The following is a 25265-nucleotide window of genomic DNA, read 5'->3' as shown; positions in this document are numbered from 1 at the left end:
CTTTAAACATGACAGTCTTCAAATACTTTTTTGAATTATTTTGCAGAAGGATTTACCATCACAGAAGATTTTGAAACACTTTTCATAGACTGAGATTGTTTTCCGTCCGAAATCGTTTCGATTTGTGTAGTCACTACATTGATATTCTGGTTAGTAATCCATCCTGAACTTTGATCAAACTTAATGGTCCCGTTCTGAACAAGCTCGCTGCTTAAACTATGCGTAAGAGGCCCCTGAGCTTTCTTTTCTGTTTTCTTAGGAATTCCTCCGGATACTGTAATTTCTGCAGCTCCGTTTCCTAAACTTTTTAGAACATAATTGGATGTTACTTTAATAGCTCCGCTTGCGTCTGCATTTTCAGAAGTTGTCCATTTTTCTCCGATTTTAACTCCTTTTTTAGGAATAATCGTTAAATTTTTATTAAACTGATCCTTCAATACTTTTTCATTGAAAGTTTCTTTAAGGCTTGATACAACACTTGCTTTTTGATTGGCATCTTTGATAAGAGTTCCTACTGCTGTGGATACCTTGGTATAAACAGCATCAAAACCTGTGATGGAAATTACATTCCCTTTGTTGTCCATTTTCATATCAAGCTTATTTCCGGTAAGAGCACGGTTGATATTCCAGATCATTTTAAGGTCATCTTCCTTAGGAATAGGTTGTTTGGTATCTACAACAATGGTTTTTCCCTGTGCAGATTGAGAACTTCTTTTAGCAACAAGATTCAGAGTAATGTCATATACATTTCCTTTGATATCGTTTACCGTGAAATTCATTTCATCCGTAGATTCGCTGGTTGCCGTAATAGATTTCCCCTGAGGATCTGTCATTGTTTTTACATCTCTCTGATACGTTGTAAGAGGGTATGTTTTTCCTTTTTCAAGCTTAAAAGTCTGGGTGACGATTCCTGCAGAGTCTCTGATAGCAGGGTTTTCTGCTACTTTTGCTACAGAATCAGCCGGAACTTCTACCGTAACTGTTTTTCCGGTTTTAGGATCTACTTTAGTTACGGTGGCTTTTTCTTTTTTACAAGATACAAGGGCTATAGATGAGATGAGAGCTATTGCTGCTATGTTTTTCATTGTCTATTTTTTTAATGTTGTGTTATCGAATAATTTATTTCAAAATCTTCTGTCTCACTGCTTCATACAAAATTGCTCCGCATGCTACGGAAACATTTAAAGACTGAGTTTTTCCTTCAATAGGCAGCTTGATTTTTTCATCCGCATGGTGTAATACTTCTTTGGAAATCCCTGTTTCTTCATTTCCCATAACAATAGCACAAGGCTCTGTGAAGTTGACATCATAAATTAGTTTCTGAGCTTTTTCACTTGCCGCATACACTGTGATTCCGCTCTGTTGAAGGAAGTCTACCGTATGTGCAAGATTATTCTCTTTACAGATCTTGATATTATAAATTCCTCCTGCAGAAGTTTTAATGGCATCAGAGTTGATAGGAGCTGCTCCTTTTTCAGGAATAATTACGGCATCCACTCCCACGCATTCTGCAGTTCTGCAGATGGCTCCAAAATTTCTTACATCAGTAAGTCTGTCCAGAATTAATAAGAATGGAGTTTTTCCTTCTTCAAATAATTGAGGAACAATGTCTTCTACTTTATGAAAAGGAACATCTGAAATAAAAGCAACCACTCCCTGATGGTTCTTTCTTGTGAAGCGGTTCAGTTTTTCAACCGGTACATAATTGGGACGTATTTTATTTTTCGCTAAAATGGCTTTCAGTTCAGCATAAATAGGACCCTGAAGTGCATTCTGCACAAAGATCTTGTCAATCGTTTTTCCCGCTTCAATTGCTTCAATCACGGGACGCAGCCCGAAAATAAAATCGTCTTTCATTGAGTTGTATAAGGTTTATATATAAGGTGTAAAGTTTGTACTTTATACCTCTTAAATCTGTTGTATTTAAATGTTTTATAAAAGAGCTGATCTTTTTACTTAATGTTTCTGTGGGCTCAATTGGTATTTCAAATTTTTCCCGGAAATAAAATTCCTGTCAGAATCCCGGTGAAACTGTAATCCGGTTTCTTTCAGACCTTTCAGCAATAGTATTCATTCCGGCTCCTGAAAACCATTAATGGCGTTACACTGTTTAAAATTATTGTTAAGATTAGTTGTTTGATAGGGTATTTCCCCCCATATCTTTACCCCCCTGAATCCTAAATATTTAATACTTTTCGCCTAAAATAGCCCTCTTCTGTGCCATCACATATCCATAGTGGAGGCTTTCATGCATATTGTTAAAAATAATAGCATCCTGAATACTCTTCAGATCCATTCCGAAACTTGTGGTATAGGGCGTGTAATCTGAAAAGAAATCACTGTCATAGTCTTTCATTAAAATCTTTGATGTTTCTGTAAGCAGGAATTCCAGATCTTCCACTTCCGACTTTTGAACATTAAGATTAGGTAACGTTCCTTTTTTGTAAGTCTCAATCCAGTATTTATCAATTCGGAAAGGATTACCACTCAGATAATAATGCAAAAGTTGTTGGGTAGCAACGGTATGTGCAATATTCCAGTATATATTATTGTTGAACCCATCAGGAATAAACAGAAGGTCCTCGTGAGAAGTATTCTGCAGAATATCTAAAAGGTTTTTTCTTACTTGTCTGTGCGCTTGAAAATGATAATTCATTTTGCGAAATTTTTAATCTCCAAAAATAGTTTAATAAACTGGAAATGACAATTTTTTGTAAGGAGGATTAAAGTTAAAGTTTTTTAATTCTTGATAAAAAGTGTTATTTATTGCCCTTAATATATAATTTTGTCCATAAAATATAAATATAAAACCCTCCTTAGAAATGTTTAAAAGGAGGGTTTTTAGTTTCAGGTCACTCATCAGGTGAGTCGTTTTTCTGTTGTTTATTTTTTGATAATCTTATGTCTGAATGTCGTTCCGTCTTTCATGCTGATGTTTAGAAAATAAACACCGGCAGTGTATCCGGAAAGATCTATTTTGTTTTCCCTGTATGTTTCTGACAGTCTTCGTCCATCCATGCTGTACAGAGTGACAGAGGCTACATCTATTTTTGATTTTATCGTTACAAAATCAGAAGTAGGATTAGGATATATATTGACATCAATTGTCTTAATATCTTTTACATCTAAAGTCGTACTGCTCTTGCTTTGCATATAAACAGACAAATAAACATCTCCTTGCTGCTGATTGAAAACAGCAGTAGGTATCGTATGCTTTAAAGTATGATTGCCGGCAGTCATGGTAGGGAGGCTAAATCCTCTGATGGGTACAGAATTTCCAGGACACCAGTTGTTCCATGAGGTCCAGTCGTCAAATGTTTTCGGGGTGGCACCATAAATTCCGTTACCCTGGGTATTGTATACTCTGTAGGGTTCACAGGAAATTCCTCCCGGAGTATAAGTGAGCATCTGTACATCATCGATATAGGTATAATTTTGCCTTCTTATATATTCTTCACCTCCGGCGTTGGCACCGTGAGGTGTTGAGATGACAAAAAAGCGTGCATCAGTAACTGCGTTTGGCAAATTAAAACTGACAATTCTTACCGTTTCACCTGTTGTATCGGTGCTGTTGTAGTTATTTAATCTGCTGTAGCTCAGAATAGGGATGAGTGTATTGGAATCACTCGGCGTTGCTCCTGCATCAGTGGAGAAAAAACTAAGGGTTCCCGTAAAAACATCAATTCTTCCTGTACATCCTGAAACCTGAGTTTGTGCTGCATAAGGTACTCCAAAAACATCCAGCTCCATGTACATATCATACAGATTACGAAGTTCCGTGTTATGAAATACGCTGTATAAATTGCTCAGATCATAAGTATACGGTACTTCAAGAGGAGAACGGTTCTTATTCATAAAAGGGGTGATGTATCTGCCTACCTCAATCCTTTTAACGTTTGTGTCGGTTAACGCATAAGTTGGCTGGTTTTTCGGAACCATTGCTAAAAAAACACTTCCTAAACGGTCATAATTGTCACAAAGGGCACCAATAGTGACTCTCATGGCGATTTTTGCTTTAAATGAATTCAGCTCAGTGTCTGTAAGTTTTCTTGCATATCTTGTATTGGCCAGCCTGATTAATCCTGAAGGAACGGGATCCGATACAGGACCTGCATATCCGTCATAATAAACAGCTTGTGAAATCAGATTCACGGCGGTTGTTTGTGACTGGAAAAGGCCTGCGCAAAATAGACTTAAAAAAAATAGCTTTTTGTACATATGATTGGTGTTTGATGCAAATATATTAAAGAAGTATTTAAAATGGTAATTTTTTTGTTGTAAAATTTGGTTTTTTATTATTAAATTAGCATCGAATCCAATCATAATTTAATTAATAATGAAGAAAAGTTTACTTCTGTTTTTATTGTTATCAGTATTGATGTTTAAATCTCAGATTAATTTAAACATAGGGAGTACAAGTGTAGGTACGGCACCGGTGAGTAGTTTTTTTTCCTACTCCTATGTTCAGCAGATTTATCCTAAACAGGAACTCAATACCAATGCGGCCGGAAATATCACCGGACTTTCATTTTATTTAAATCCTTCATCTACTATTACTGATTCTTCAGACTGGACGATTTATCTCGGACATACTGCTAAAACAGCTTTTACATCAGGTGCAGACTGGATTCCCTCTTCGCAGCTGACTCAGGTGTTTTCGGGGATTGTTACTAAAAATAACGGTAAAGTGCAGGTGATATTTACAACACCGTTTGCTTATAATAATACGGACAATTTAGTGATAGCAACGAAAGAAAATTCGCCAAGTATTGATATTAATAATTTTGATGAAGCTTTTTATGTTTATCCGCATATGCCGTATTCTACCCTTTATTATAAAGGAGATCGTGCTGTGGTAGATCCCGCTTCTCCTCCGGGAGGAATAAGAGCGGATTATAAATCTGCAATCAGTGTTTTAGGACTTACGCCGGGCGCTACTCCTGCTTGTCCTTTTGTGAATTATCCCGTAAATAATGCCCAATTGATTCCTTTGGCTCCAAATTTTAGCTGGCTTCCTGTTTCAGGAGCAGATTCTTATAAAATTTCATTGGGAACAAGCCCGGGAGGAACAGATGTGATTAATCAACAATCGGTAACGGTAACTAATTTTACGCCGTCTGTAGCTCTTAATCCCAGTACCAATTATTATCTGAAAGTGACTTCTGTTTCATCAAATGTGGCATCCTCCGGATGTGCAGATATTGTGTTTAAAACAATTCCTCCGGTACCCGTAAATGATGCCTGTTCCGGAGCATTACTGGCATCGGCTTTTCCTTATACATATACGCAGGATGATGCAGTTTCAGCTACAAATAATGGCGGCTTTATAACAGTTTGTGCTGATGCAATGAACGATGGGACCTGGTTTAAGTTTGTAGGAGACGGAGGTCAGTTTACCATTAAAATCACGATGCCTTCAGGAAGTACTTTTGATGCTCAACTGGATGTTTACAGTGGAACCTGTGCTAATCTGGTCTGTGTGGATAATGTAGATAATGCAGGGGCAGGCGGTGCTGAAACCAGTACCATTACAACAGCAGCCGGAACAGAATATTTTATCAATGTCGGGTCTTATGAAGAAACAGTAGATGTTCCGGAAGGTACATTTACGATTGCCATTACTAAACTTTAATCAATCTGTTGCCATACAATAGAAATGTTGTGATAATAATTATCGCAACATTTTTGTTTTACTTTCGATGGGAATGTTGCAAATCTGGCAGATTACAGTAGAAGTCATCCGGATTTTGTTTTATTTGTAAGAAAATCAGGAGGTATAGTACCGCAGCGCTTTTTTATACGGAATATTTAACAAACTTTAACTCAAAAATGGCATTCATTGTGTTGATTAATGCAAGTATTTATCAGAAATTTACCAACTATTTTAAATCAAGCTATGTCAGATACATATCAAGCAGAAGACATTCGTCAGTTGACGGAAAAAGTAAAAGAAAAAAACTATTTATTTTCTCTTCTGAGACAGGAAATCAACAAAGTTATTATTGGACAGGAATATATGATAGACCGTCTTTTAGTAGGGCTTTTGGGAAATGGTCACGTTCTTCTTGAAGGCGTTCCTGGTCTTGCCAAAACATTAGCCATCAAAACATTGGCAGATGCTGTTCATGGTGAATTTTCAAGGATCCAGTTTACTCCGGATCTGCTTCCTGCAGATGTGGTGGGAACAATGATTTACAATATCAAAGACAATGATTTTTCAATAAAAAAAGGTCCTGTATTCGCTAATTTCGTACTTGCGGATGAGATCAACCGTGCACCGGCAAAAGTACAGTCTGCTCTTTTAGAGGTCATGCAGGAAAAACAGGTAACTATTGGTGATGAAACCATGAAGCTTCCAAAACCGTTTCTGGTACTTGCTACCCAGAACCCGATTGACCAGGAAGGTACTTACCTTTTACCGGAAGCGCAAAGCGACCGTTTTATGCTGAAATGTACTATAGATTATCCTTCTTTTGAAGATGAAAGACAGGTAATGAGAATGGTTTCAACCTCGCATCAACCGGTTGTAAAACCCGTAATCTCTCTTCAGGATATTGTAGATGCCAAAGAACTGATCAACCAGATTTATCTGGATGAAAAAATTGAAAAATATATTCTGGATATGGTGTTTGCAACACGTTATCCGGAAAATTACGGTCTTTCTGAGCTTAAAAACTATATCAGTTTCGGAGCTTCTCCCAGAGCTTCTATTAACCTTGCTATTGCGTCAAGAGCTTATGCATTCCTGAGAGGAAGAGCTTTTGTAATTCCTGAAGATGTAAAAGCACTGGCAAAAGATGTCTTAAGACATAGGATGGGCTTAACTTTCGAAGCAGAAGCAGAAGAGATTTCAACAGAAGAAATTATCAACAGAATTTTAGCAAAAATCCAGGCACCATAATGAGCGAACTAATCATCAGAAAAGCAGTTCTGGAGGACTGCAGTTCAATGCTGGGGTTAATTAAAGAACTGGCTGAATACGAAAAAGCACTTCATGAAGTCACGGTAAGCCTTGAGGAATTTACTAAAGATGGATTTGGCGAAAATCCTGTGTGGGGAGCTTTTGTTGCTGAATTAAATGGAGTAATTGTTGGAATATCTTTGTATTATGACAGATATTCAACATGGAAAGGAAGAAGGCTCTATCTTGAGGACCTGGTTGTCACTGAAAAGCTGCGCGGAATGCAGATCGGAAAGAAATTATTTGATGCAACGCTGGAGTATGGCAAATCAAATGCCTATAATGGGATGGTTTTTCAGGTATTAAACTGGAACGAGCCGGCTATTAATTTTTATAAAAAATACAGTCCGAAGTTTGATGACGAATGGCTGAATGTATCCATTGAGTTTAGAAGCTAGTTTGAACTTTGAATCTTAAACTAAAATATGCAGATAAAAGATATTGTAAAAAAAGTAAAGCAGATTGAAATCCGTACCAGAAAAAAGACGGAGGCTGCTTTGATGGGGCAATATCACAGTGCCTTTAAAGGGCAGGGGATGACCTTCTCGGAAGTTCGCCCATACCAGTTTGGTGATGAAATCAGAAGAATCGACTGGAATAAAACAGCACGCTTCCGTGAGCCTTTTGTAAAGGTAATGGAAGAAGAAAGAGAACTGACGATGATGATTCTGGTGGATATTTCTGCTTCAATGGATTATGGGACAAAGACCCAGCTGAAAAGGGAATATGTAGCTGAAATTGCGGCCAGTTTAGGTTTCTCAGCGGCAGGGAATAATGATAAAGTAGGACTGATCCTTTTTGCTGATAAAGTATATAAGGTAATTCCTCCGCAAAAGGGAAGAAAACATATTCTTTCTATTATCAGTAATATTCTGACAGCTGATTATATTCCTGCGGAGTCTAAAATAGATAAGGCGCTGGAATATATGATGGGAATTTTTAAAAGAAAATCTCTCGTATTTCTGTTCTCGGATTTTGAGGATGGATATGATTCTAAAATACTGCGGGTGGCGTCAAAAAAACATCAGTTGCTGGGAATGCGTATCTATGATGAAAAAGACAATGAGATTCCCGATGTAGGATATGCGCTTTTATATGATGCGGAAACGGGTAAACAGATATGGGCAAATACTTCCAGTGCAAGGTGGCGCTATACCTTTGCAGAAGCCCAAAAACAGAAACTTAGAGCTTTGGAAGAAGATTTTTCCGGAAGCTCAGCTGGTTTTATGAACATCAATACAGGTTCAGACTATTCAAAATTACTGTATAATTATTTCCAGAGAAAATAATGCAGTACGAAACGTTAGAATTGTAAATGAAATAGAGGCAATGAGCCGGAATATATTATTTGAGCATTGAAAAAAATACTATTAATATTATCTTTTTTTATCTGTGTTAATGCATTTTCACAGGTATTATCTTCTAATGTTGAGAAGAAAACCATTGCATTGGGTGAAGTCAATCATTTTGTAGTAAAGATTGATAATATCCATAATGAGCAGGTGAGTTCTGCTCCTAAAAATGAACTGCTCCCTTTTCATTTTGAAGAAACCAAAGACAGTATCGGGCAGAATGCCGGTTCTTATGAAAGAAAAATAGAATTTGCAGTTTTTGAAGAAGGAAAGTTTACCATTCCGGAACTGGAATTTAAAGTAGGAAATAAAATCCTCAAAACCATACCTTATGAAATAGATGTCATTAATACCGCTCAAAAAGCTGATCAGATTAATGATATTATGAAAAATAAAGAGGTAAAACTGGATGCTAAGGATTATTGGGAACTTTATAAATTCTATATCCTGGCTGCTTTGGCTTTTATTGCTTTGATTATTGCGATTATTATGATCGTAAAATGGGGAAGAAAATCCAAAATCTCGCCCGTGATAGCGACTAACCTAACCCTAAAAGAACTGGATTCCCTTAAAAAGAAAAAGTATATTGAAGGTGGGGATTTCCGTTCGTTCTATGTGGAACTGATAGATATTTCCAGGAATTTTATTACCAGACAATATCATCTGCCTGCGGATGTACTTCTTACGGATGACCTTATTGATGTCATGAAAAAAAACAATACCATTTCCTTGGAGAATGAAAAAATAGTAGAGGATGTTTTCTTAAGGGGAGATCTTGTGAAATTTGCCAAAACCTTTCCGGATCAGGAGATTATGGAAAAAGATTTTGCCAACATCAGAGATTTTGTAAAAAGATCATCAAAAGATTTAGAATTTGAAAACTTAAGAAAGGATGCTTAATTTTGAGTTTTACAGTCCATGGTTTTTATTGCTTTTTTTATTGTTTATCCCACTTTTTATAAGAGATGCGGGAAAACATACAAAGAAAGGAGTAAAAGTTCCTACTATTAAGAATATGGACAATAGTGGCGGGATTCATGTTGTACTTTTTTTATTAAAAATATCAAAGTATGTCATTCTTTCTGCACTGATCATTGCAATGGCAAGACCAAGAACTTTTACCATTTCTCAGGATAGAGATGATACCAAGGGAGTAGATATTATGCTTTCCATAGATGTTTCTCTCAGTATGCTGGCAAAGGATCTTAATCCGGATCGTATCACAGCCCTGAAAGATATTGCCGTAAAGTTTGTTCAGAAGCGTCCCAATGATAGAATAGGAGTGGTTGCATATGCTGCAGAAGCCTTTACGAAAGTTCCTGTTACTTCAGACCATCAGGTAGTTATTGACGAAATTAAAAATCTGAATTCAGAGGGTCTTGAGCCCGGAACAGCTATCGGAGAAGGATTATCAGTGGCCGTAAATCATTTGATTAAAAGTAAAGCTAAAAGTAAAGTGGTGATCCTGATGACCGACGGGGTAAGTAATATTCAAAATGCGATTCCGCCACAGGTTGCTGCAGAGCTGGCTAAAAATAACAATATCAAGGTATATTCCATAGGGATTGGAACCAACGGCTATGCGCTGATGCCTACTTCACAGGATATTTTCGGAGATCTGGTTTTTACAGAAACGGAAGTGGCTATTGATGAGAATACTTTAAGGGAAATAGCCCAGACTACGGGAGGGAAATATTTCAGGGCTACTTCAAACAGCAGTCTTGAAGAGATATATAATGAGATCAATCAGCTGGAAAAATCCGATGTGAAGATCTCGAAACTTTATAATTATGAAGAGTACTTTAAGATATTTCTTTGGATTGCCCTTGGAATGTTGGTATTCGATGCATTGCTAAGATGGGTGTTTTATAAAATTTTAAGCTGATGAGTTGGTCTTTAGGAAATTATTGGTATTTATTTTTACTGTTGCTTCTGCCGCTGTTAGCTTCCTTCTTGATCCGTTATTTACAATGGAAAAATAAAAAGAGAAAAATTTTTGCAGACAGCCGTTTTCATGAGCATTTATTTGAAAAAAGATCAAGATTTACAAAATTTTTTCCTGCGCTTTATTTATTGGGAACATTATTTCTGATATTCTCTGTTATTGATCTTCTGAACGGTTCTGAAGAAGTACGAAGCAGTCAGAAGCTGAATAATGTTATCTTTATGCTGGATGTATCCAACTCAATGAATGCAGAAGATGTAGAGCCTAGTCGCCTTACAGAAGCTAAAAATCTGATGTTGGCAACAATGCAGAAAATGAAAAATGATAAAGTAGGAATTGTGATCTTCGCAGGACAGGCCATGTCTATCATGCCTCTGACTACGGATTATAATTCCGCTGAAACTTATATCAGTGGAATTGAAACCAATTCCATGCAGGTTCAGGGAACTGATTTTCTTAAGGGAATGCAGGCTGCTGCGGATAAATTTAAAAATGTAAGCAAAGGTTCCAGAAAAGTTATATTGCTCAGTGATGGTGAAGATAATGAGGGAAATGATAATGCGGCTATAAGACTTGCCAATAAGGAAGGAATAAGTATTACTTCGGTAGGTATCGGATCTGATGAAGGTGCACCGGTTCCTGAATATGTTTTTGGACAGCTGATGGGCTATAAAACTGATGTAAACGGAGGAACGGTTATTTCAAAAAGACAGACAGAGGCTTTAAAGAAAATGGCGGAATCCACCGGCGGAACTTATATCGACGGAAATAATATCAATGAATCCCCGGATAGAATTCTTGATGCAGTGAAAAGGAAATCTTCAGGATCAGAAACCTTAGTAAAGTCACAGAACGCGAATCATTATTATCAGTATTTTCTGGGAGTATCTATTCTGTTTTTCTTTCTCATTTTTCTTTTTAATCCTAAAAAAGATTTTAATGTGTAGACTGCAGTATTGCGGAATATTATTTTAATGAGTACTTTAACCCAATTTTAACAAATAAAACTCTGTTTATTAACATATAAAGGGATAATTTTGCAAGTGATGAATACTAAAATCATATTTTTATCGTTTATAATCGCTTTCCTGTTCTCAGGCTTTTTGTTTGGGCAGGAAAACTACAGAACTTTGGTTCATGAAGGAAATCAGAAATTTGACGGTAAAGATTATGATGGAGCTTCCTCAAAGTATATGGAAGCGGTAAAATCTAATGAAAAAGACTTTACAGCGCATTACAATTTAGGAAATGCCCTGTATAAAAACAAAAAGTATGAAGAAGCTAAAGCAGAATTTGAGAAAGCCCAGCAGCTTTCCCAAACAATCCCCGATAAAGCAGCCGCTCTTCATAATTTAGGAAATACTTATATGCAGATGAATCAGCCGGAAAAGGCGGCAGATTTTTATAAAAAAGCTCTGAAGCAAAATCCATATAGTGAGGCAACCAGAAAGAACTATGAAATTGCCAAACTAAAAGAAAAAGAACAACAACAGAAAAACCAGCAGAATAATTCAGGCAAAGGTGGTGGTAATGATCAGAACAAAGGTGACGATCAGAAAGGTGACAAAAAAGACCAGAAGCAGGATCAGGGAAGTGGCCAGCAGAATGAAGGAAAAAGCGATCAGGGGAATAACCCTCAGCAGAATCCTCAGAATGAAGGCAAAATGCCAAAGAATCTTGAAAATGCAATCTTAGATAAAATAAACGAAAAAGAAAAAGAAACCGCCAGAAGAATTTTAAATAAGAATTCTTATTCGATGCCTGAGAGCAACGAGAAAGATTGGTGATGAAGCACAAATTGATTTACATATTGCTTACTTTAGCATCCGTAATTACTTACGGACAGGTAAATCTTTCCCTGGATGCAGATAAATCGGAATATGGCGGAAAAGATATTGTTAACCTTACCATTATTTTAGAACTCAACGGCAGTGATCTTGTACAGCAAACCGGATTGCAGCTTCCGGATCTTTCAAAATTCAATATTATAGGAAGCGGATCCGTTACCAATACATTCATTGATCCTGCAACAAATACCCTGATTACTCAAAAAGTATCCCGGATTGCCCTTGAACCCAAGAAAAAAGGAAAGGTGAAAATCGGTTCGGTGCTGGTTACAGTCAATAATAAAATTTATAAAACAGAACCTTTCGAAGTCAACGTTAAGGATGTTACCGAGAAAAAATCTTTGGCAGCCAATACTTCCAATGAGGTATATCTGAATATGGAGATAGAAGACAGGGACGTTTATCAGGATCAGCCAACCATAGCTGTTCTGAAAGTTTACTCCCGTAATGTAGACAACCTCAGAAAGGTTAAAAATATTCGTCTTCCTGAACAGGATAATATCAATGTGCACCCGGTTAATTTTAATAAATCGGAAATTGATCCTTCAGGTTCAGGGAATATGGCATCACAAGTACTGGCTGTTTTTATGGTATTCCCGAATGAGGCCGGCTTTGTAGAAGTTCCGCCTGTATCGGCCTCCGTAAGTTCTTATTCCAATAAAAACAAGATTGTCTCCAATAAAGTAAAGATTACAGTAAGAAAACTACCGGATGGGGCTCCCGAATGTTTTAAAAATGCAGTCGGAAACTTTAAGGTCAATGTGTACAATACATCCAAAGAAAAACCTGAAGCGAAAAAACCAATGAATGTGGTTGTAAGGGTTTCAGGTGAAGGTAACTTACCGGATATGGAGCTTCCTAAAATAGCTGCTTCTCCGGATTATGAAGTTTTTGCCCCTAAAATTACCTCTAAAGTAGCTCCGGGATCTGCAGGGATGAAAGGAGAAATTCTTGCCAGCTACGTAATTATCCCTAAAAAAGCGGGAGTAATTTCTATTAAAACCGAACAATTTGCGTTCTTTAATCCTGAAAATAAGGAATATATAGATCTTGGGCAGAAAACACTGGCTGTAAATGCCTTCTCTCATGAACAGGTACTTGAAGCCCGTTCTACTGTAGAAAAAGTAAATGAATATACCAATAACCTTTTAGAGACGGTTAATACACCGGTTTTAAAAACAACTTCATTAAAAGTAAAAGAGAAAAATAAATTCCATTGGAATATACTTTTGACGAATATTGTTATTCTTTTAGGATTATTTATTGTATATATTTCATTTAAAACTTGGCAAAAAAAACGAGCATTAGTTAGAGAAAATGTAGCGTCAAAATCTTTGGGTTCTGTGGCTGAAACAGAAAAAGAAATCAAAGAATTGCTGAAAACAGATATTAATGATTATTTCAGTTATCTGGAAAACCTTAAAGATAACGGAGAATATGAAAAGTTCTTTGATACGATGGAAGAGCTGGATCAGGAAGTACGAGGACAGTATTTCCAGGGCTCTGTTACGGAGTTTAAGACTTTTCTTGAAAGTTACAAAGGTTCTTCAGTTGCAGAAGAATATGCAAGCCTTCAGCAGAAAATTCAGATAGAGAAATATTCTCCTGCGAAATCTCATGAAGGTCTTGAAGAACTTTTGAAAACAATTGTTAATTTATATTCACAAATTAGCAAATAGTCAGTTTATTTTCATATTTTTGCGAAATTTTTAATTACAAAGAGATGGAAATTTTTGATGGTTTTTCTTTTAAAGAGATTGTGACCAGCTTTATGGTTCTGTTTGCCGTTATTGATATTATCGGCTCTGTACCTGTTATTGTAAGCCTTCAACAGAAGTTCGGACAGATTGAAGCCGGAAAAGCTGCCATTACTGCCGGAGCAATTATGATTGTGTTTCTGTTCGTAGGAAATAAAATTCTTAAACTTATCGGAGTAGATGTAAACTCCTTTGCCATTGCCGGAGCTTTTGTGATTTTTGTCATAGCGCTGGAAATGATTTTAGGAATTGAGATCAATAAAACAACGGAAGCAAAAGCCGCATCCATCGTTCCCATCGCATTTCCGTTGGTTGCAGGTGCCGGAACATTAACTACAGCGCTATCGCTCAGAGCTGAATTTCATGATATTAATATTATTTGCGGAATTATTCTTAATACAATTTTCGTATATTTGGTGCTGAAATCAGCGAAATGGCTGGAACGAAAAATTGGGGATGCTACGCTCATGATCCTTCAGAAAGTTTTCGGTATTATCCTTTTGGCTATTTCAATTAAATTATTCACTGCAAATTTTGCTCAACTGGTGCAGAATTATATTAATTTTTAAGAGTCATGAAGAAGTTTTATAAAGTATTTTTAGTACTGTTCATCGTATTCATCGCCATTAATCTTTACGCTATTGACTGGCAACAGACAGATATCCTGGGTGATGAAGATAACCTGAAGTTCGTATTCTCAGCTGCCGCTGCTGCAATTGGTCTTATCCTTCTTTTCGTAATGGATACCTGGAGCAGAATCGGTGTAAAGAAATAAATCAGAATATTTTCAAGATAAATAAAAACCTCTTTCGTACAGAAGGAGGTTTTTTTTATGATTTTTACTGATTATAGAAATTTGAAAATAAGCAAAAGCAGTTTAAGTATTCATCAATTAATATATCTATTTATTTGTGAAAGTTAGTTCAGATTTTTACTTTGTTTTTCCCACATGGATTTATATACAGAATCTTTGTTTAGAAGTTCGTTGTGGTTGCCTTTTTCAATAATCTGCCCGGCCTTCATTACCAAAATAGTATCAGCATTTGCGATAGTACTCAATCGATGGGCAATAACAATCATAGTTTTCCCTTGATTTCTGAATTCTTGTAAAGTTTTTTGAATAATTAATTCCGATTCTGTATCCAATGAAGAAGTAGCTTCATCTAAAATTAATATTTCAGGATTCTTATACAAAGCCCTTGCAATGGCAATTCTTTGTTTCTGGCCACCGGAGAGTAATGCTCCGTTTTCTCCTAAATATGTTTGAAATCCGTTGGGAAGATTTTCTACAAAAGTAAGTATCCCAAGCTTCTTTGTAATATGTAAAATTCGCTGTACATTGGGAAAATCTTCTCCTAAAGCAATGTTTTCTATTACATTTCCTGAAAATAAATCGATCTGCTGTGGAACTACAGACACTAAATTCCTTAAAGAATAGTTGGAAATATAACTGATGTCATAATCTTCAATCATAATTTTCCCTGCTTTGAGCGGATATAAATTCTGAACCAGAGAAGCTAAAGTTGTTTTACCACTACCACTTTCTCCAACAATAGCTGTTGTTTGTCCTTTTTTTATGAGACAATTAAAGTTGGAGAAAATTTCGGTTCTGCTACCATAGCTAAAGCTTACCTCCTTGAATTGTATATCTCCAATATTATCTTTTGTAAGATCTAATTTTTCGGTATTTTCTTCCCGTTCCAGATCCATGATTTCAAAGAGACGGTCTGCAGCTATCAAAGCATTCTGAATCGTTTTATTCATTCCTATTAACTGTGATACAGGATTTGTAAAATATCCAATCAAGGCGTAAAAAGACAGTAATTCTCCGGGAGTTATTACCCGGTCAATAACATAACCTGAACCCGCCCAAAGCAATATAATAGTGAATATTCTTGATAAAAACTCGGATGAATTGCCTGAAAATAAGGTATTCATAACCGAAGTATAAATTGTTTTTAATAGTTTCGAAAAAGCATTATCTGTTTTATTATTTGCAAAAGTTTCTACTCCAAATTGTTTTATCGTTTTCACAGAAGTGATGGATTCAACCAAATGAGATTCTAACTCTGCACTTTCCTCCATTAATTGCCGTTCTGCTTTTTTGTTCAATTTATTAGTAATCCAATAGACTAAAAAATAAAAAGGAATTACTAGCGCTGTAATTAATGCCAGCTTCCAATAATAGGTAAACATTAAAGTAAACGAAAAAATAATGATAAATAAATTTACAAAAATCTGTATAGAAACATCATTGATAAATGTTCTTATTTTGACAGCATCATTCACCCTTGAAATGATTTCTCCGACTTTCATGGTGTCGAAAAAGCGCTGCGGAAGTTTTAATAAATGTTTGTAATAACCGAGAATCAGGTGTTTGTCCATCTTTTGCCCTGTCTGCAATACTAATACACTTTTTATTGTTCCAATAAAAACCTGAAAGAACAATATAACAATCATTCCAACAGAAAGTAAATTGAGCAGACGTTTATTTCCGTCTATCAAAACATAATCTGTTACTTTTTCAATATAAATAGAGGTTGACAACCCTAAAATAGTATACATTAATGCTCCTGATAAAGCTTGGATTAAGATACTTTTGTGCGGTTGAATTAAGTTCCAGAATCTTTTGTAGAGGCCTGTTTTTTCATTTCTTTGTTCAAAATACTCATTGGTTTCCAATAGGATAAGAACACCTGTCCACATTTTTGAAAAATCTTCTATTTTATGTTCCTCCAATTTCCCTCTTGCAGGATCCATCACGGTTATCTTATCTTTCGAAACTTTATAAATAACTGTATAATGATGCATTTGTTCATTAACAATAACATGGGCAATAGCTGGCAATGGAAGTTCCGGCAAGGCATCAACACCACCTTTTACCCCTTTTGCATTGAAGCCCATTTGTTCCAATCCCTGTATTAAACCTAAAATATTTGTCCCTCTTGTATCGGTATGGCAGATTTGCCTGATTTTGGCAATTGGCATTTTAAGTCCGTAATGAATCGCTACGGAAGCAAGACAAGCAGCACCACAATCTTTAATATCATGCTGTTTTATCAATATATTTTTTTTCACGTGCTTATGTTTATTTTTATTGGGCAGATGGAATCTTTGATTTCATCATTTCAATTTTGGGTTAAACCAATCATCTACACGGTCAAATAATAATTGCCATAACGTGCGGTTAATTAAATGGAAGCGTGCTGTAAAAGTCATTCCTTTATCAATTTGCCCTTTGTAGCCGTTTTTCAATTGTAAGTAGTTTTTGTTCATTTGGCAGAGAACCCTAAAGAATACCTCGCCGGTTTGTTCATTAATTTTAATATTTTGATCTATTTCAGAAACCCTGCCTTCTAATAATCCCCATTGGTTATAATTATAAGTGTCGATTTGGCATTTTACATTTTGTCCTTTGTGAATAAAACCTATATCTTTTGGTGAAACTAAACATTCTGCAACTAGGGAAACTTCCGGTGAAATCTCCCCTATGTCTTGTCCTTGCGTCAGAAAATTATTTTTCTGTACTCCGGAGAAATTAACAAGCCTTCCGGAAATGGGTGCTGTGATGATATAATTTTTTTGTTCCTGATTAATACGATGTACTTCTGAGCCTAAAGAACGGATTTGCCTTTCTACTTCTCTCTTCTGCGTTTGCCATTGAGCAATTTGCTGTTCTCTTATCCCTGCAATCTGGTTTTTAAGTCCTTGAAGGTTATAGAAAAATTTTTCATATTCTGCTTTGGGGACTACTCCCTGTTTATAAAGGGTAGCTGCCCTGTCAAAATCTTTTTGAGCTAAAGACAATTGTGTTTGTACCTGAGCAATTTTTTCCTGCATGGCAGATAATTCTCTCTGGTATTGCCCGGTTTGTAAACCTGAAATTTGGCCTTTAGTAAGCTTATTTAAATCCTGTAATTGTGCTGAATAATCTGAACTTTGGCTGTTCTGTAAATTCTTTTGAGTATTCAACTGTTCTGCTGTTACGATGAGCAATGTATCACCTTGTTTGAGTTCCTGATTATTTTTTTCCAGTTTACTATAAATAATTCTCCCTGAAACAATGGCAGAAATTTTAGTGTTCTCCTGAACAGATCGTATCATACCTCTTGATGAAGAGGAAATTGGGACTTTTATTATTGGTAATAAGGCTAAGGCAAGAATAATAAAGAATAGAATGCTTATGTAAATGGTATGTTTCATTTGTGAATTTTTTAATGTTCAAATCTTTCTATACCACGAATAAATAACCAAATAAATTATACATTGAATGAAGAAGAAACGTACCGAAAAATGACAGTATGGCATTTTTCTTTAAAGTAGTAATGTAAAAATAATGTGATGCAAGGCTACTAAAAAAAACCATTAACACATAAAAAATACTGTAATAATGTACCAATGAAAAAATCAAACTCATTAAGATGATGCAAATCCAATCTTTTTTAATTTTTATGTATGACAAAAAATTATACACAACGTATTGAAAAATTACAGTTTCTAATAATGGGCCCAACAATAATATGTAAAATGTAGGAACCTCTTCGTCTTGGTTTCCACTTGCTTTAAAGTGAAAGAAATGATCGTTAAAAAAATTAAAACTATAGCTGACCCCAATAGAGATAGCCAAGCAACACAAAAATAAAATAAAGACTCTTTTCATAAAAAAACGCACTAAACAGGAGACAAAAATTTATTTATCAGTTCTTTTTTATGAAAATCTGCCTCAGATGTAGAGGCAGATTAATTTTATTGACTTTTTCAAATTATATTACCATCTTTGGTAATATCCACCACCACCTTGAATACTGTCATTTACATCTGACATAAATGCAACAGCACGCCTTGCTCCATAAGCGACCCAATACCAAGCAGATTCACCTCCACTAATTGATAAACACTCATTTTCTGTTAAATCTATTAATTCTATATTTTTCATTTGTTTAAAATTTTTTTATTGTTCTATATAATTCAGGACTGTATTGCATGAAAGCCAACACGAGAGCAAAAATCATTATATTGATGACTATACTTGTAAAACTCATCTTGTTTTTTTTCATTTGGATTAATTAGTGTCTTGGATGTCCACTTCCTCCATCACTCCATCCTTCACGAATGTCCCCCCAGTTGCTAATAGCAGAGATACCTAATGCAACTAAAGCGGCTTGCCACCATCCTCCTTCAGTTTCTTTTAACTCTTGAGCGTCAAGCTCTACTACGTTTAATTTTTTTAAATTCATTTTGCTAAGATTTTAAATTTAATAGTATTATTTTGTCATATAATCCCTGACATGGGAATTTGCTGATCAGCATCATATTTATATTTGCACTGTACGCATACAAAAAATAAACATTTGTGTTTTGTTTGTTTAAACTTACTCAGTATCTACAAAAAAACATAAAATTTCTTACTTAATTTACCCTTAATTTCACGGTGTAGAGAATTTAAGGATTTTATTTTGTTGATTTTTAGCATTTTGTAAAATAGATTTTCAGGCTCAATACGTCTGCGAAATTTTGCTTTTTTTTGTAAATTAGTACTTGAATAAAATGACGTAAATTTTTGTTTTTCAGTTATTTATGTTTTATTTAAGTTTTTTTATTTTACTTTTTTGCTTTTGATGAATATTGAAAACATGTTAATTAATTTTAAATGAAAAAATACAAGAAAAAGAGTTGCCTGTTGCAAAGGCAATACGAAGTGGGGCTTTTTAATAATAAGTCAGTGAATTATATTCTTAAAATAAAAAATGAAAAAGTGTTGATTTCGAAACTTATTGATTATTCTATTGCAAAAGAAAACGCTACGGAGATGTTGGGCTTAATGATTTAAATAATACCTGCTGTATATTATTAGATCCACTGCAAACAAAGAAAAACTTTCTTTATCCCCTTTGGTTAGATATTTTGCTTGTCAAAAATGTTGTAGGATTAGATAATTTGAAAAAAGTCATTTATAAAGAAAAAATTATGCAAATGTATCTACCCAAAAATATTGACTATATCCATCTCTGGTTTATCGGGGTAGATGTTAATTCGCAGGGTAGTAGTATTGGTAGTGCTTTTATGAATAAAATTATTAATTATTATTCAGGAAAGAAACAAGCTATTTGTTTGGAAACATTAACCGTTATAAATCTCTCTTTTTATGAAAAATTTGGTTTTAAAATTTATCATGAAGAAGATTTTGGATTCAGATTTTATTTTTTGATACACTATTTATAAGGGATGTTTGGTACTGAAATTCATACTATTACTTTTATATGCCTATGTCTACTGATCTTAATATTAGGATTTGTATTAATAAGAGTTTCCATTAAAGAGGGCAATAAAAGTTTTGATCTTCATTTTTTGTTGTTAACATTTGCTGTCATTTTGAATAATCTAAGTTCTGGGCTTTTACCAGATAAAAGCTTTAATATTAATGTTTTATCGCAAAATGTAATAGCGTATACAGTAGGTTCTATAACCATTGGATATTATATTTATTTTTTGTCAAAATATTACAGTCTGAGTTTTAAAAACTATTTGCATTTTAATTATGTCATGATGTGTCTCTCTGTAAATTTAGTTGTCGGTTTTATTATTCCTTATGTAATTACAGGAAATCTTGAAATATCTCGTAAGCTTTTTCTCATTATTCCTGTTTGTTTTATTTTATTTCTGATCTATATCCTCTATAAGAATAAAACTGAAGATGATTTAGAATTTTATGATCAGTTTAGAAAATTTCATGCTGTTGCTGGATTATTAGGTCTTTTCAGTGTTGTATCTGTTCCGGTTACAATGTTATTATTGGGAGATAATCAATCAATAGAGCAGAGTTTATTTACTATAGGTTATTTTTTTATAGGAATAGAATATTTTTTTTATATAGGAAAAGGACGAAATTGGGAGTTTCTGTCAGATCTTACAGAAAGAGAAACTGAAATAGTAAATTTAATAATTGAGAATAAGAATATTAAATATGTTGAAATAGGGAGTAAATTAAATATTTCTGAAAAAACAGTTTCTGCACACCTTTCCAATATTTATAAAAAAGCTGATGTAAAAGGAAAAAAAGGGCTTATTGCCAAAATTGGAAATAATAAAATACGCTTAGGTAAAAAATAGGTTCTTCAATATTGCTTCCGATTTCAGCTCGGTTTCTGCCCATTCTTTTTCAGGATTGCTTTGTGCAGTAATGCCACCCCCTACAAAGGCATAAACAGAATTTTTGTAAAGTCTTGCACAACGAAGATTCACAAAGTATAAAATACAGTCTTCTGTTTCAATTTTAATGTAACCCGCATATAACTCACGAGGGAATTTTTCATACTTCTGAATATTTTCAATACAAAAATCTTTAGGAATCCCACAAACGGCAGGAGTAGGATGAAGGTCCTGAATGAGCTTATCGAGGTCTTCAGGATTGATATGGGTTTTAAAATCCGTACGGAGATGTTTGATATTCCCTGAAATATGATCGTAAGTTTCCGATTGTTGTATATCCCCGGAATAAGTTTCAAGAATATTTTGAATGTATGTGGTAACAGGTTTTTGTTCTTCAATCTCTTTTTCAGACCATTTTTCAGACACGGGAAGTGTTCCTGCAAGGGCCATGGTTTCGAATTCGTGAGTGTTTTTATTGAATTTTCCCAATACTTCTGAAAAAGCACCCATCCAGGTTTGGCTACCATCGTTAAAAAGATACCGGAAAGCATTAGGATAGGAGGTACATATATTGTTAAAACTCTCTTTCAGATCAATCTGAGAAAAGTTTTTAAACATTTTTCTTCTTGAATACACCAGCTTGGGAAGGTTATTTTTCTTAATCACTTCAATAACCTGCTGAAGCGTGTTTATATATTCATTTTTCGTTTCAGGATCAATATTATTTTCATCATTGAACAGAGGGAAAGTAGAAATATCCTTTTGAAAGTTGTTTTCGGTAGTCTTTATGATGTCACCTTCAAAACTGATCGTATGTTGTCTGTCGAATGAGTAAAAATGTACCGCGCTTGTTTTTTTATTCTGATCTGTGGAATATAATTGCTCGTCAAAAGGAAGTTTGAAATAAATCATTAGCTATGAGTAGATTTTGAAAATCACCGGCGGAAATAATACAGAGAATTCCGGGATTGATTTTCCTTTCTGCAAAGGTATTATTAGTCTTAAAAATGTCAAAATTAAAAGAAATGTTTTTTACTAAAATATTTTAAAAACATAGAATATTTTGTGTAAAATACTTCTTATTTAAGTATAAAAAAAAGCTCAAAAATTGAGCCTTATCCCTTTATTGATATCTCCTGATTTATCTCAGAATAATATTGTTGGTCATTGTAGTATGATTGATGAGTGTTCCTTTTTCGTCTCTGATTTCAATTTCGGAAACATGCATTGTTTTTCCTTTTCTTATAAATCGGGCTGTAGCCGTTACAAGACCATCTTTTTTGCTTCTCAGATGATTAGAATTAATGTTGGTTCCTACTCCATAATATTTGTTTCCGTCTATAAAAATATTAGACAGGCTAGACCCTAAGGTTTCTGCCAATACACAGCTTGCTCCGCCGTGCATAATTCCGAACGGCTGATGTGTTCTTGGGAGTACAGGCATTGTAGCAGTAAGGGTCTCGTTTTCGATATCAATATCGATAAATTTTATTTCGAGAGTTTTTGCTAAGGTTTCATTTCCCCAGTTATTCAAAAACTCCAATAGTTCTTCTTTTGTCTGATCTTTCATTTTGTATAGTAGATAAATGATGATGATTGATTAGCGGAAATAATAATTGCGGGTTGGCTTATTCTCCCGCTCCCATAATATTAGGATTCCAGTTTGCCGGAACTTTAGGTACAATATCGTTTTTGATATAATAGTCCTGGATCTCCTGCATAATGTCTGAAAAAGGAGCAGTAGCAAGTCTTTCATAAGGAATCGTGTAGCCGAGATACACAATATTTCTTTTAAAATCTCCTGCAGCCAGAACAATAGGTACTTTTGCGGCTAATGCCATATGGTAAAATCCTTTTCTCCATTTGGGAACCCAGCTTCGCGTTCCTTCGGGAGTAATAACCAGGCTGAAATCTTCTTTTGCAAACTGGCTCGCTACAAAGTTAACCAGATCATTTTTCTGGCTTCTGTCGATACCAATTCCGCCAAGCCCTTTTACTAGCCCACCGTACCATGCTTTGGTATGAGCATCTTTGATAATGATTTTTAGCGGTTTTTTTAAGGACCAATAAGCAAGGTTTCCTAAAATGTATTCCATGTTATGAGTATGTGGTGCCACTACAAGGATACACCTGTTCAGGTTGTTGACATCGCCCTGTAAAACGACTTTCCAGCCTAATAATTTTAACATTAGTTTGCCTATCAGCTTTTTCATAGATTCTTGGATTAAAAACAAAAAAGTATAACCAAATTATGGTTATACTTTACAAATATATTGAAATATTATCGCTCTTAAAACAAACCGTTGATTAAATCTACGATTTTCATTACAAATTCTAAAGCAAATTGTATCATGATAGGTGTGTGTGTTTTTGTTTTATGGTTATAGTATTTTAACAGTACGAAAATAAAGATTTTTTTCCAGATAAGAAACTAAAAAATATGATTTTTTTCACTTTTCTGAGATAAGAAGGATGTGAATTTCAAACGGTTGCTGTCCATTCACACCTTCTCGCACTCTCTGAAGTTAATTATTTAGTTTGTATGGAAATTTCGTTTTTCCCGTCTTTGATTTTGATGTCTACATCTTTGTTCATTTTCTTGATGCCTGACGTCACTGAATCAATTACTTTCTCAACATGGTAGCTCGGAACTTTCTTACCGTTCACGATCACACTGTCTTTATCATCGGTACCGTAAGTGATGGTAGATCCGTTTACGGTAATTTTATTTTTTTCAATTCTGATACCATGGTGATTTTCATCTTTGTCCTGATCATTATCATTGATGCCGTCTCCGTCAAGATCTCCTTCAAAATCAATTCTGTTTTTCTGAGTCGGAATCACTACTGATTTCTGTGGAACTACCAGTTCGTACTCTACTCTGTAATCTCTGAATCTGTGTTCATAAGGATACTTAATGTAGTTTGGAAGCATTACTTTATTGTTGATCACCTCCACCGGTACAGTTACCTGAATAGGGAAGTTATATCCGTTTCCTTCTTTTTTAATAATCAGGTAAGGTGTTTTCACTTCAGGTTTTCTTGTTACCTCTACAGAGATATAATCTTCTTCGTATACTGTTTTTTTGTCTGAGTAAATATCATCGTCATAAGCCTTGAAATTCTGAGGAATATTAACCTGTTTTACATCTACATAGATGGTATCAGAAGTGGTATTGATGGCAACATTCTCCACATCTTCCTTGCTTCCTTTATAAATCAGGTTTTTCTTTGCCATACTGATTCCGAAATAAGTTCCTAATCCGATAAGCAGAAGGAATAAACCTCCGATCACCCATCCGATATTTCTCAATTTAGTTTTTGGAGAAAATATCTTAATACTTAATAAACTGAAGATAATGGCCGGAATTAAACTTCCGATGACCATAATGGCAGCCAGGACTTTATCAAGACCATTATCATCCATATAGAATCTGATCTGGTTGGCTCCCGGGAAATCCGTATCCATTCCGAAAAGACCGAATAATACGAATACTCCGATAATGCTTCCTACAGCCATGATTACAAATAAACCTCCTACGAAGTATTTAAAGATATTCCATACTCCGCTTCCTGCGTTGTTGATATAAGGCTTGTTTTCGTTGTATATTTCTCCGACTCTCTGTGTAGATTCGTTGGCAAACTGAACCAGTTTGTTCGATTCATTTTTAAGATTGTCGAAGTTCATAGGCTTTCCCTTCATTTTCAAAAAATCGGCTGCGGTTTCAGCTTTTGGAAGTACGATCCAAAGAAGGATATACAGTAACCCCACTAATGAAGAGGAAATTGCTGCAGTAAAAATTCCCAGAACGAAAATTCCCAGCCAGATCGCTCTCATGGCAGTAATGTCCATTCCTACATATTGAGCCAATCCTGCGCAAACCCCTGCTATTTTTTGTTTTTCAGGATCACGGAACAATTGTTTTTTATCTGAATAATTAGTTCCTGAAGTATTATTTTTAGTTGTTGTTTTTTCAGAAAAATAAGCCTCTTCCTGTTCTTCGATTTTTTCCGGAGTCCCGATTTGTGCGATTACTTTTTCTACATCCGTATCGTTGATTACTTCACGTTTTCCCAGAGAATCTCTGAATATCTCCACCATTCTTATTTCTATGTCATGCATTACCTCATCCGCTTCGGAAGCATCCAGTGAGCTTCTCAGTGCATTCAGGTAATCGCTGAGCTTTATATATGCGTGTTCTTCTATTGTAAAAGAAAAACCTGCGAGTCCTATTGAGAGTGTCTTGTTCATAGC

The 25265-nt window shown here is 35.0% G+C and carries 27 protein-coding genes; 14 read left to right on the top strand and 13 right to left on the bottom strand.

All coding sequences use genetic code 11. The annotated features are described in order from the left end of the window. Positions 1-35 precede the first annotated feature (35 nt). The 4 genes from JO178_RS05645 to JO178_RS05630 form a co-directional block, all read right to left on the bottom strand. Positions 36-1085, bottom strand: a complete 1050-nt coding sequence (locus JO178_RS05645) for a DUF6263 family protein (RefSeq protein ID WP_291932943.1) — start codon at positions 1083-1085, stop codon at positions 36-38. Between the two features lie 34 nt (positions 1086-1119). After that, positions 1120-1857, bottom strand: a complete 738-nt coding sequence (rlmB, locus tag JO178_RS05640) for a 23S rRNA (guanosine(2251)-2'-O)-methyltransferase RlmB (RefSeq protein WP_291932942.1) — start codon at positions 1855-1857, stop codon at positions 1120-1122. A 328-nt stretch (positions 1858-2185) separates the two neighbouring features. Further along, entirely contained in the window at positions 2186-2656 is a 471-nt protein-coding gene (locus JO178_RS05635; protein WP_291932941.1) for a DinB family protein, read from the bottom strand. 227 nt (positions 2657-2883) lie between these two features. Continuing rightward, positions 2884-4218 (bottom strand): peptide-N-glycosidase F-related protein, encoded by a 1335-nt coding sequence (locus tag JO178_RS05630; protein ID WP_291932940.1) that lies wholly within the window; start codon positions 4216-4218, stop codon positions 2884-2886. Between the two features lie 118 nt (positions 4219-4336). Between JO178_RS05630 and JO178_RS05625 the strand changes: the two genes are divergently transcribed. The 11 genes from JO178_RS05625 (at position 4337) to JO178_RS05575 (ending at position 14637) form a co-directional block, all read left to right on the top strand. Next, positions 4337-5632, top strand: a complete 1296-nt coding sequence (locus JO178_RS05625; protein ID WP_291932939.1) for a hypothetical protein — start codon at positions 4337-4339, stop codon at positions 5630-5632. Between the two features lie 264 nt (positions 5633-5896). After that, entirely contained in the window at positions 5897-6901 is a 1005-nt protein-coding gene (locus tag JO178_RS05620) for a MoxR family ATPase (RefSeq protein WP_291932938.1), read from the top strand. After that, positions 6901-7359 (top strand): GNAT family N-acetyltransferase, encoded by a 459-nt coding sequence (locus tag JO178_RS05615; protein WP_291932937.1) that lies wholly within the window; start codon positions 6901-6903, stop codon positions 7357-7359. The genes JO178_RS05620 and JO178_RS05615 overlap by 1 nt, the downstream gene beginning before the upstream one ends. Before the next feature lie 27 nt (positions 7360-7386). After that, a complete protein-coding gene (locus tag JO178_RS05610; protein WP_291932936.1) occupies positions 7387-8250 on the top strand; it encodes a DUF58 domain-containing protein in 864 nt (287 codons plus the stop codon). A gap of 66 nt (positions 8251-8316) precedes the next feature. Next, positions 8317-9213: a BatD family protein gene (locus JO178_RS05605; protein ID WP_291932935.1), complete on the top strand. Its 897-nt coding sequence runs from the start codon at positions 8317-8319 to the stop codon at positions 9211-9213. Then, complete coding sequence (locus JO178_RS05600; RefSeq protein WP_291932934.1) at positions 9206-10198, top strand: VWA domain-containing protein; 993 nt, start codon at positions 9206-9208, stop codon at positions 10196-10198. Before JO178_RS05605 ends, JO178_RS05600 begins: the two co-directional genes overlap by 8 nt. Further along, positions 10198-11205, top strand: a complete 1008-nt coding sequence (locus JO178_RS05595; RefSeq protein ID WP_291932933.1) for a VWA domain-containing protein — start codon at positions 10198-10200, stop codon at positions 11203-11205. Before JO178_RS05600 ends, JO178_RS05595 begins: the two co-directional genes overlap by 1 nt. 99 nt (positions 11206-11304) lie before the next feature. Then, a complete protein-coding gene (locus JO178_RS05590; protein WP_291932932.1) occupies positions 11305-12045 on the top strand; it encodes a tetratricopeptide repeat protein in 741 nt (246 codons plus the stop codon). Then, the gene (locus tag JO178_RS05585; protein ID WP_291932931.1) at positions 12045-13784 is read left to right on the top strand and encodes a BatD family protein; all 1740 of its coding nucleotides are present in this window, start codon (positions 12045-12047) and stop codon (positions 13782-13784) included. The genes JO178_RS05590 and JO178_RS05585 overlap by 1 nt, the downstream gene beginning before the upstream one ends. Positions 13785-13828: 44 nt before the next feature. Further along, positions 13829-14431 (top strand): MarC family protein, encoded by a 603-nt coding sequence (locus JO178_RS05580; protein ID WP_050020102.1) that lies wholly within the window; start codon positions 13829-13831, stop codon positions 14429-14431. Between the two features lie 5 nt (positions 14432-14436). Next, a complete protein-coding gene (locus JO178_RS05575; protein ID WP_291932930.1) occupies positions 14437-14637 on the top strand; it encodes a hypothetical protein in 201 nt (66 codons plus the stop codon). Positions 14638-14780: 143 nt separating this feature from the next. Here the strand turns inward: JO178_RS05575 and JO178_RS05570 are convergent, their stop codons facing one another. From JO178_RS05570 to JO178_RS05555, 5 genes are all read right to left on the bottom strand, one after another. Beyond that, a complete protein-coding gene (locus tag JO178_RS05570; RefSeq protein WP_291932928.1) occupies positions 14781-16940 on the bottom strand; it encodes a peptidase domain-containing ABC transporter in 2160 nt (719 codons plus the stop codon). 45 nt (positions 16941-16985) lie between these two features. Beyond that, positions 16986-18065, bottom strand: a complete 1080-nt coding sequence (locus JO178_RS05565) for an HlyD family efflux transporter periplasmic adaptor subunit (protein WP_291932927.1) — start codon at positions 18063-18065, stop codon at positions 16986-16988. A 28-nt stretch (positions 18066-18093) separates the two neighbouring features. After that, a complete protein-coding gene (locus JO178_RS21500; protein WP_365865948.1) occupies positions 18094-18522 on the bottom strand; it encodes a CPBP family glutamic-type intramembrane protease in 429 nt (142 codons plus the stop codon). 108 nt (positions 18523-18630) lie between these two features. Next, positions 18631-18798, bottom strand: a complete 168-nt coding sequence (locus tag JO178_RS05560; RefSeq protein WP_291932925.1) for a hypothetical protein — start codon at positions 18796-18798, stop codon at positions 18631-18633. A gap of 130 nt (positions 18799-18928) precedes the next feature. After that, positions 18929-19099 (bottom strand): class IIb bacteriocin, lactobin A/cerein 7B family, encoded by a 171-nt coding sequence (locus tag JO178_RS05555; protein ID WP_291932922.1) that lies wholly within the window; start codon positions 19097-19099, stop codon positions 18929-18931. Between the two features lie 413 nt (positions 19100-19512). Here JO178_RS05555 and JO178_RS05550 point away from each other — a divergent pair, with 413 nt between their 5' ends. The 3 genes from JO178_RS05550 to JO178_RS05545 all read left to right on the top strand — a co-directional run bounded on the left by JO178_RS05550 (position 19513) and on the right by JO178_RS05545 (position 20972). Continuing rightward, positions 19513-19692 (top strand): hypothetical protein, encoded by a 180-nt coding sequence (locus tag JO178_RS05550; protein WP_291932920.1) that lies wholly within the window; start codon positions 19513-19515, stop codon positions 19690-19692. Between the two features lie 137 nt (positions 19693-19829). After that, a complete protein-coding gene (locus JO178_RS21495; protein ID WP_365865967.1) occupies positions 19830-20084 on the top strand; it encodes a GNAT family N-acetyltransferase in 255 nt (84 codons plus the stop codon). 3 nt (positions 20085-20087) lie between these two features. Further along, positions 20088-20972, top strand: coding sequence for a helix-turn-helix transcriptional regulator (locus JO178_RS05545; RefSeq protein WP_291932918.1), 885 nt, complete (start codon positions 20088-20090; stop codon positions 20970-20972). Here JO178_RS05545 and JO178_RS05540 read toward each other — a convergent pair. From JO178_RS05540 to JO178_RS05525, 4 genes are all read right to left on the bottom strand, one after another. After that, on the bottom strand, positions 20958-21923 hold the full coding sequence (locus JO178_RS05540) for a chorismate-binding protein (RefSeq protein WP_291932916.1): 966 nt from the start codon (positions 21921-21923) through the stop codon (positions 20958-20960). The two genes, JO178_RS05545 and JO178_RS05540, sit on opposite strands and share 15 nt — an antisense overlap. A 229-nt stretch (positions 21924-22152) precedes the next feature. After that, on the bottom strand, positions 22153-22581 hold the full coding sequence (locus JO178_RS05535; RefSeq protein WP_291932915.1) for a hotdog fold thioesterase: 429 nt from the start codon (positions 22579-22581) through the stop codon (positions 22153-22155). A gap of 58 nt (positions 22582-22639) precedes the next feature. After that, complete coding sequence (locus JO178_RS05530; RefSeq protein WP_291932913.1) at positions 22640-23224, bottom strand: 1-acyl-sn-glycerol-3-phosphate acyltransferase; 585 nt, start codon at positions 23222-23224, stop codon at positions 22640-22642. A 316-nt stretch (positions 23225-23540) separates the two neighbouring features. Further along, positions 23541-25262, bottom strand: a complete 1722-nt coding sequence (locus tag JO178_RS05525) for a PspC domain-containing protein (protein ID WP_291932910.1) — start codon at positions 25260-25262, stop codon at positions 23541-23543. Between the last annotated feature and the right edge of the window lie 3 nt (positions 25263-25265).

This window comes from Chryseobacterium sp. (genome assembly GCF_019236175.1).
In the GTDB taxonomy this organism is placed as follows: Bacteria; Bacteroidota; Bacteroidia; order Flavobacteriales; family Weeksellaceae; genus Chryseobacterium.
Note: the sequence above shows the minus strand (reverse complement) of the source record. Positions and strands in the feature narration are given on the sequence as shown.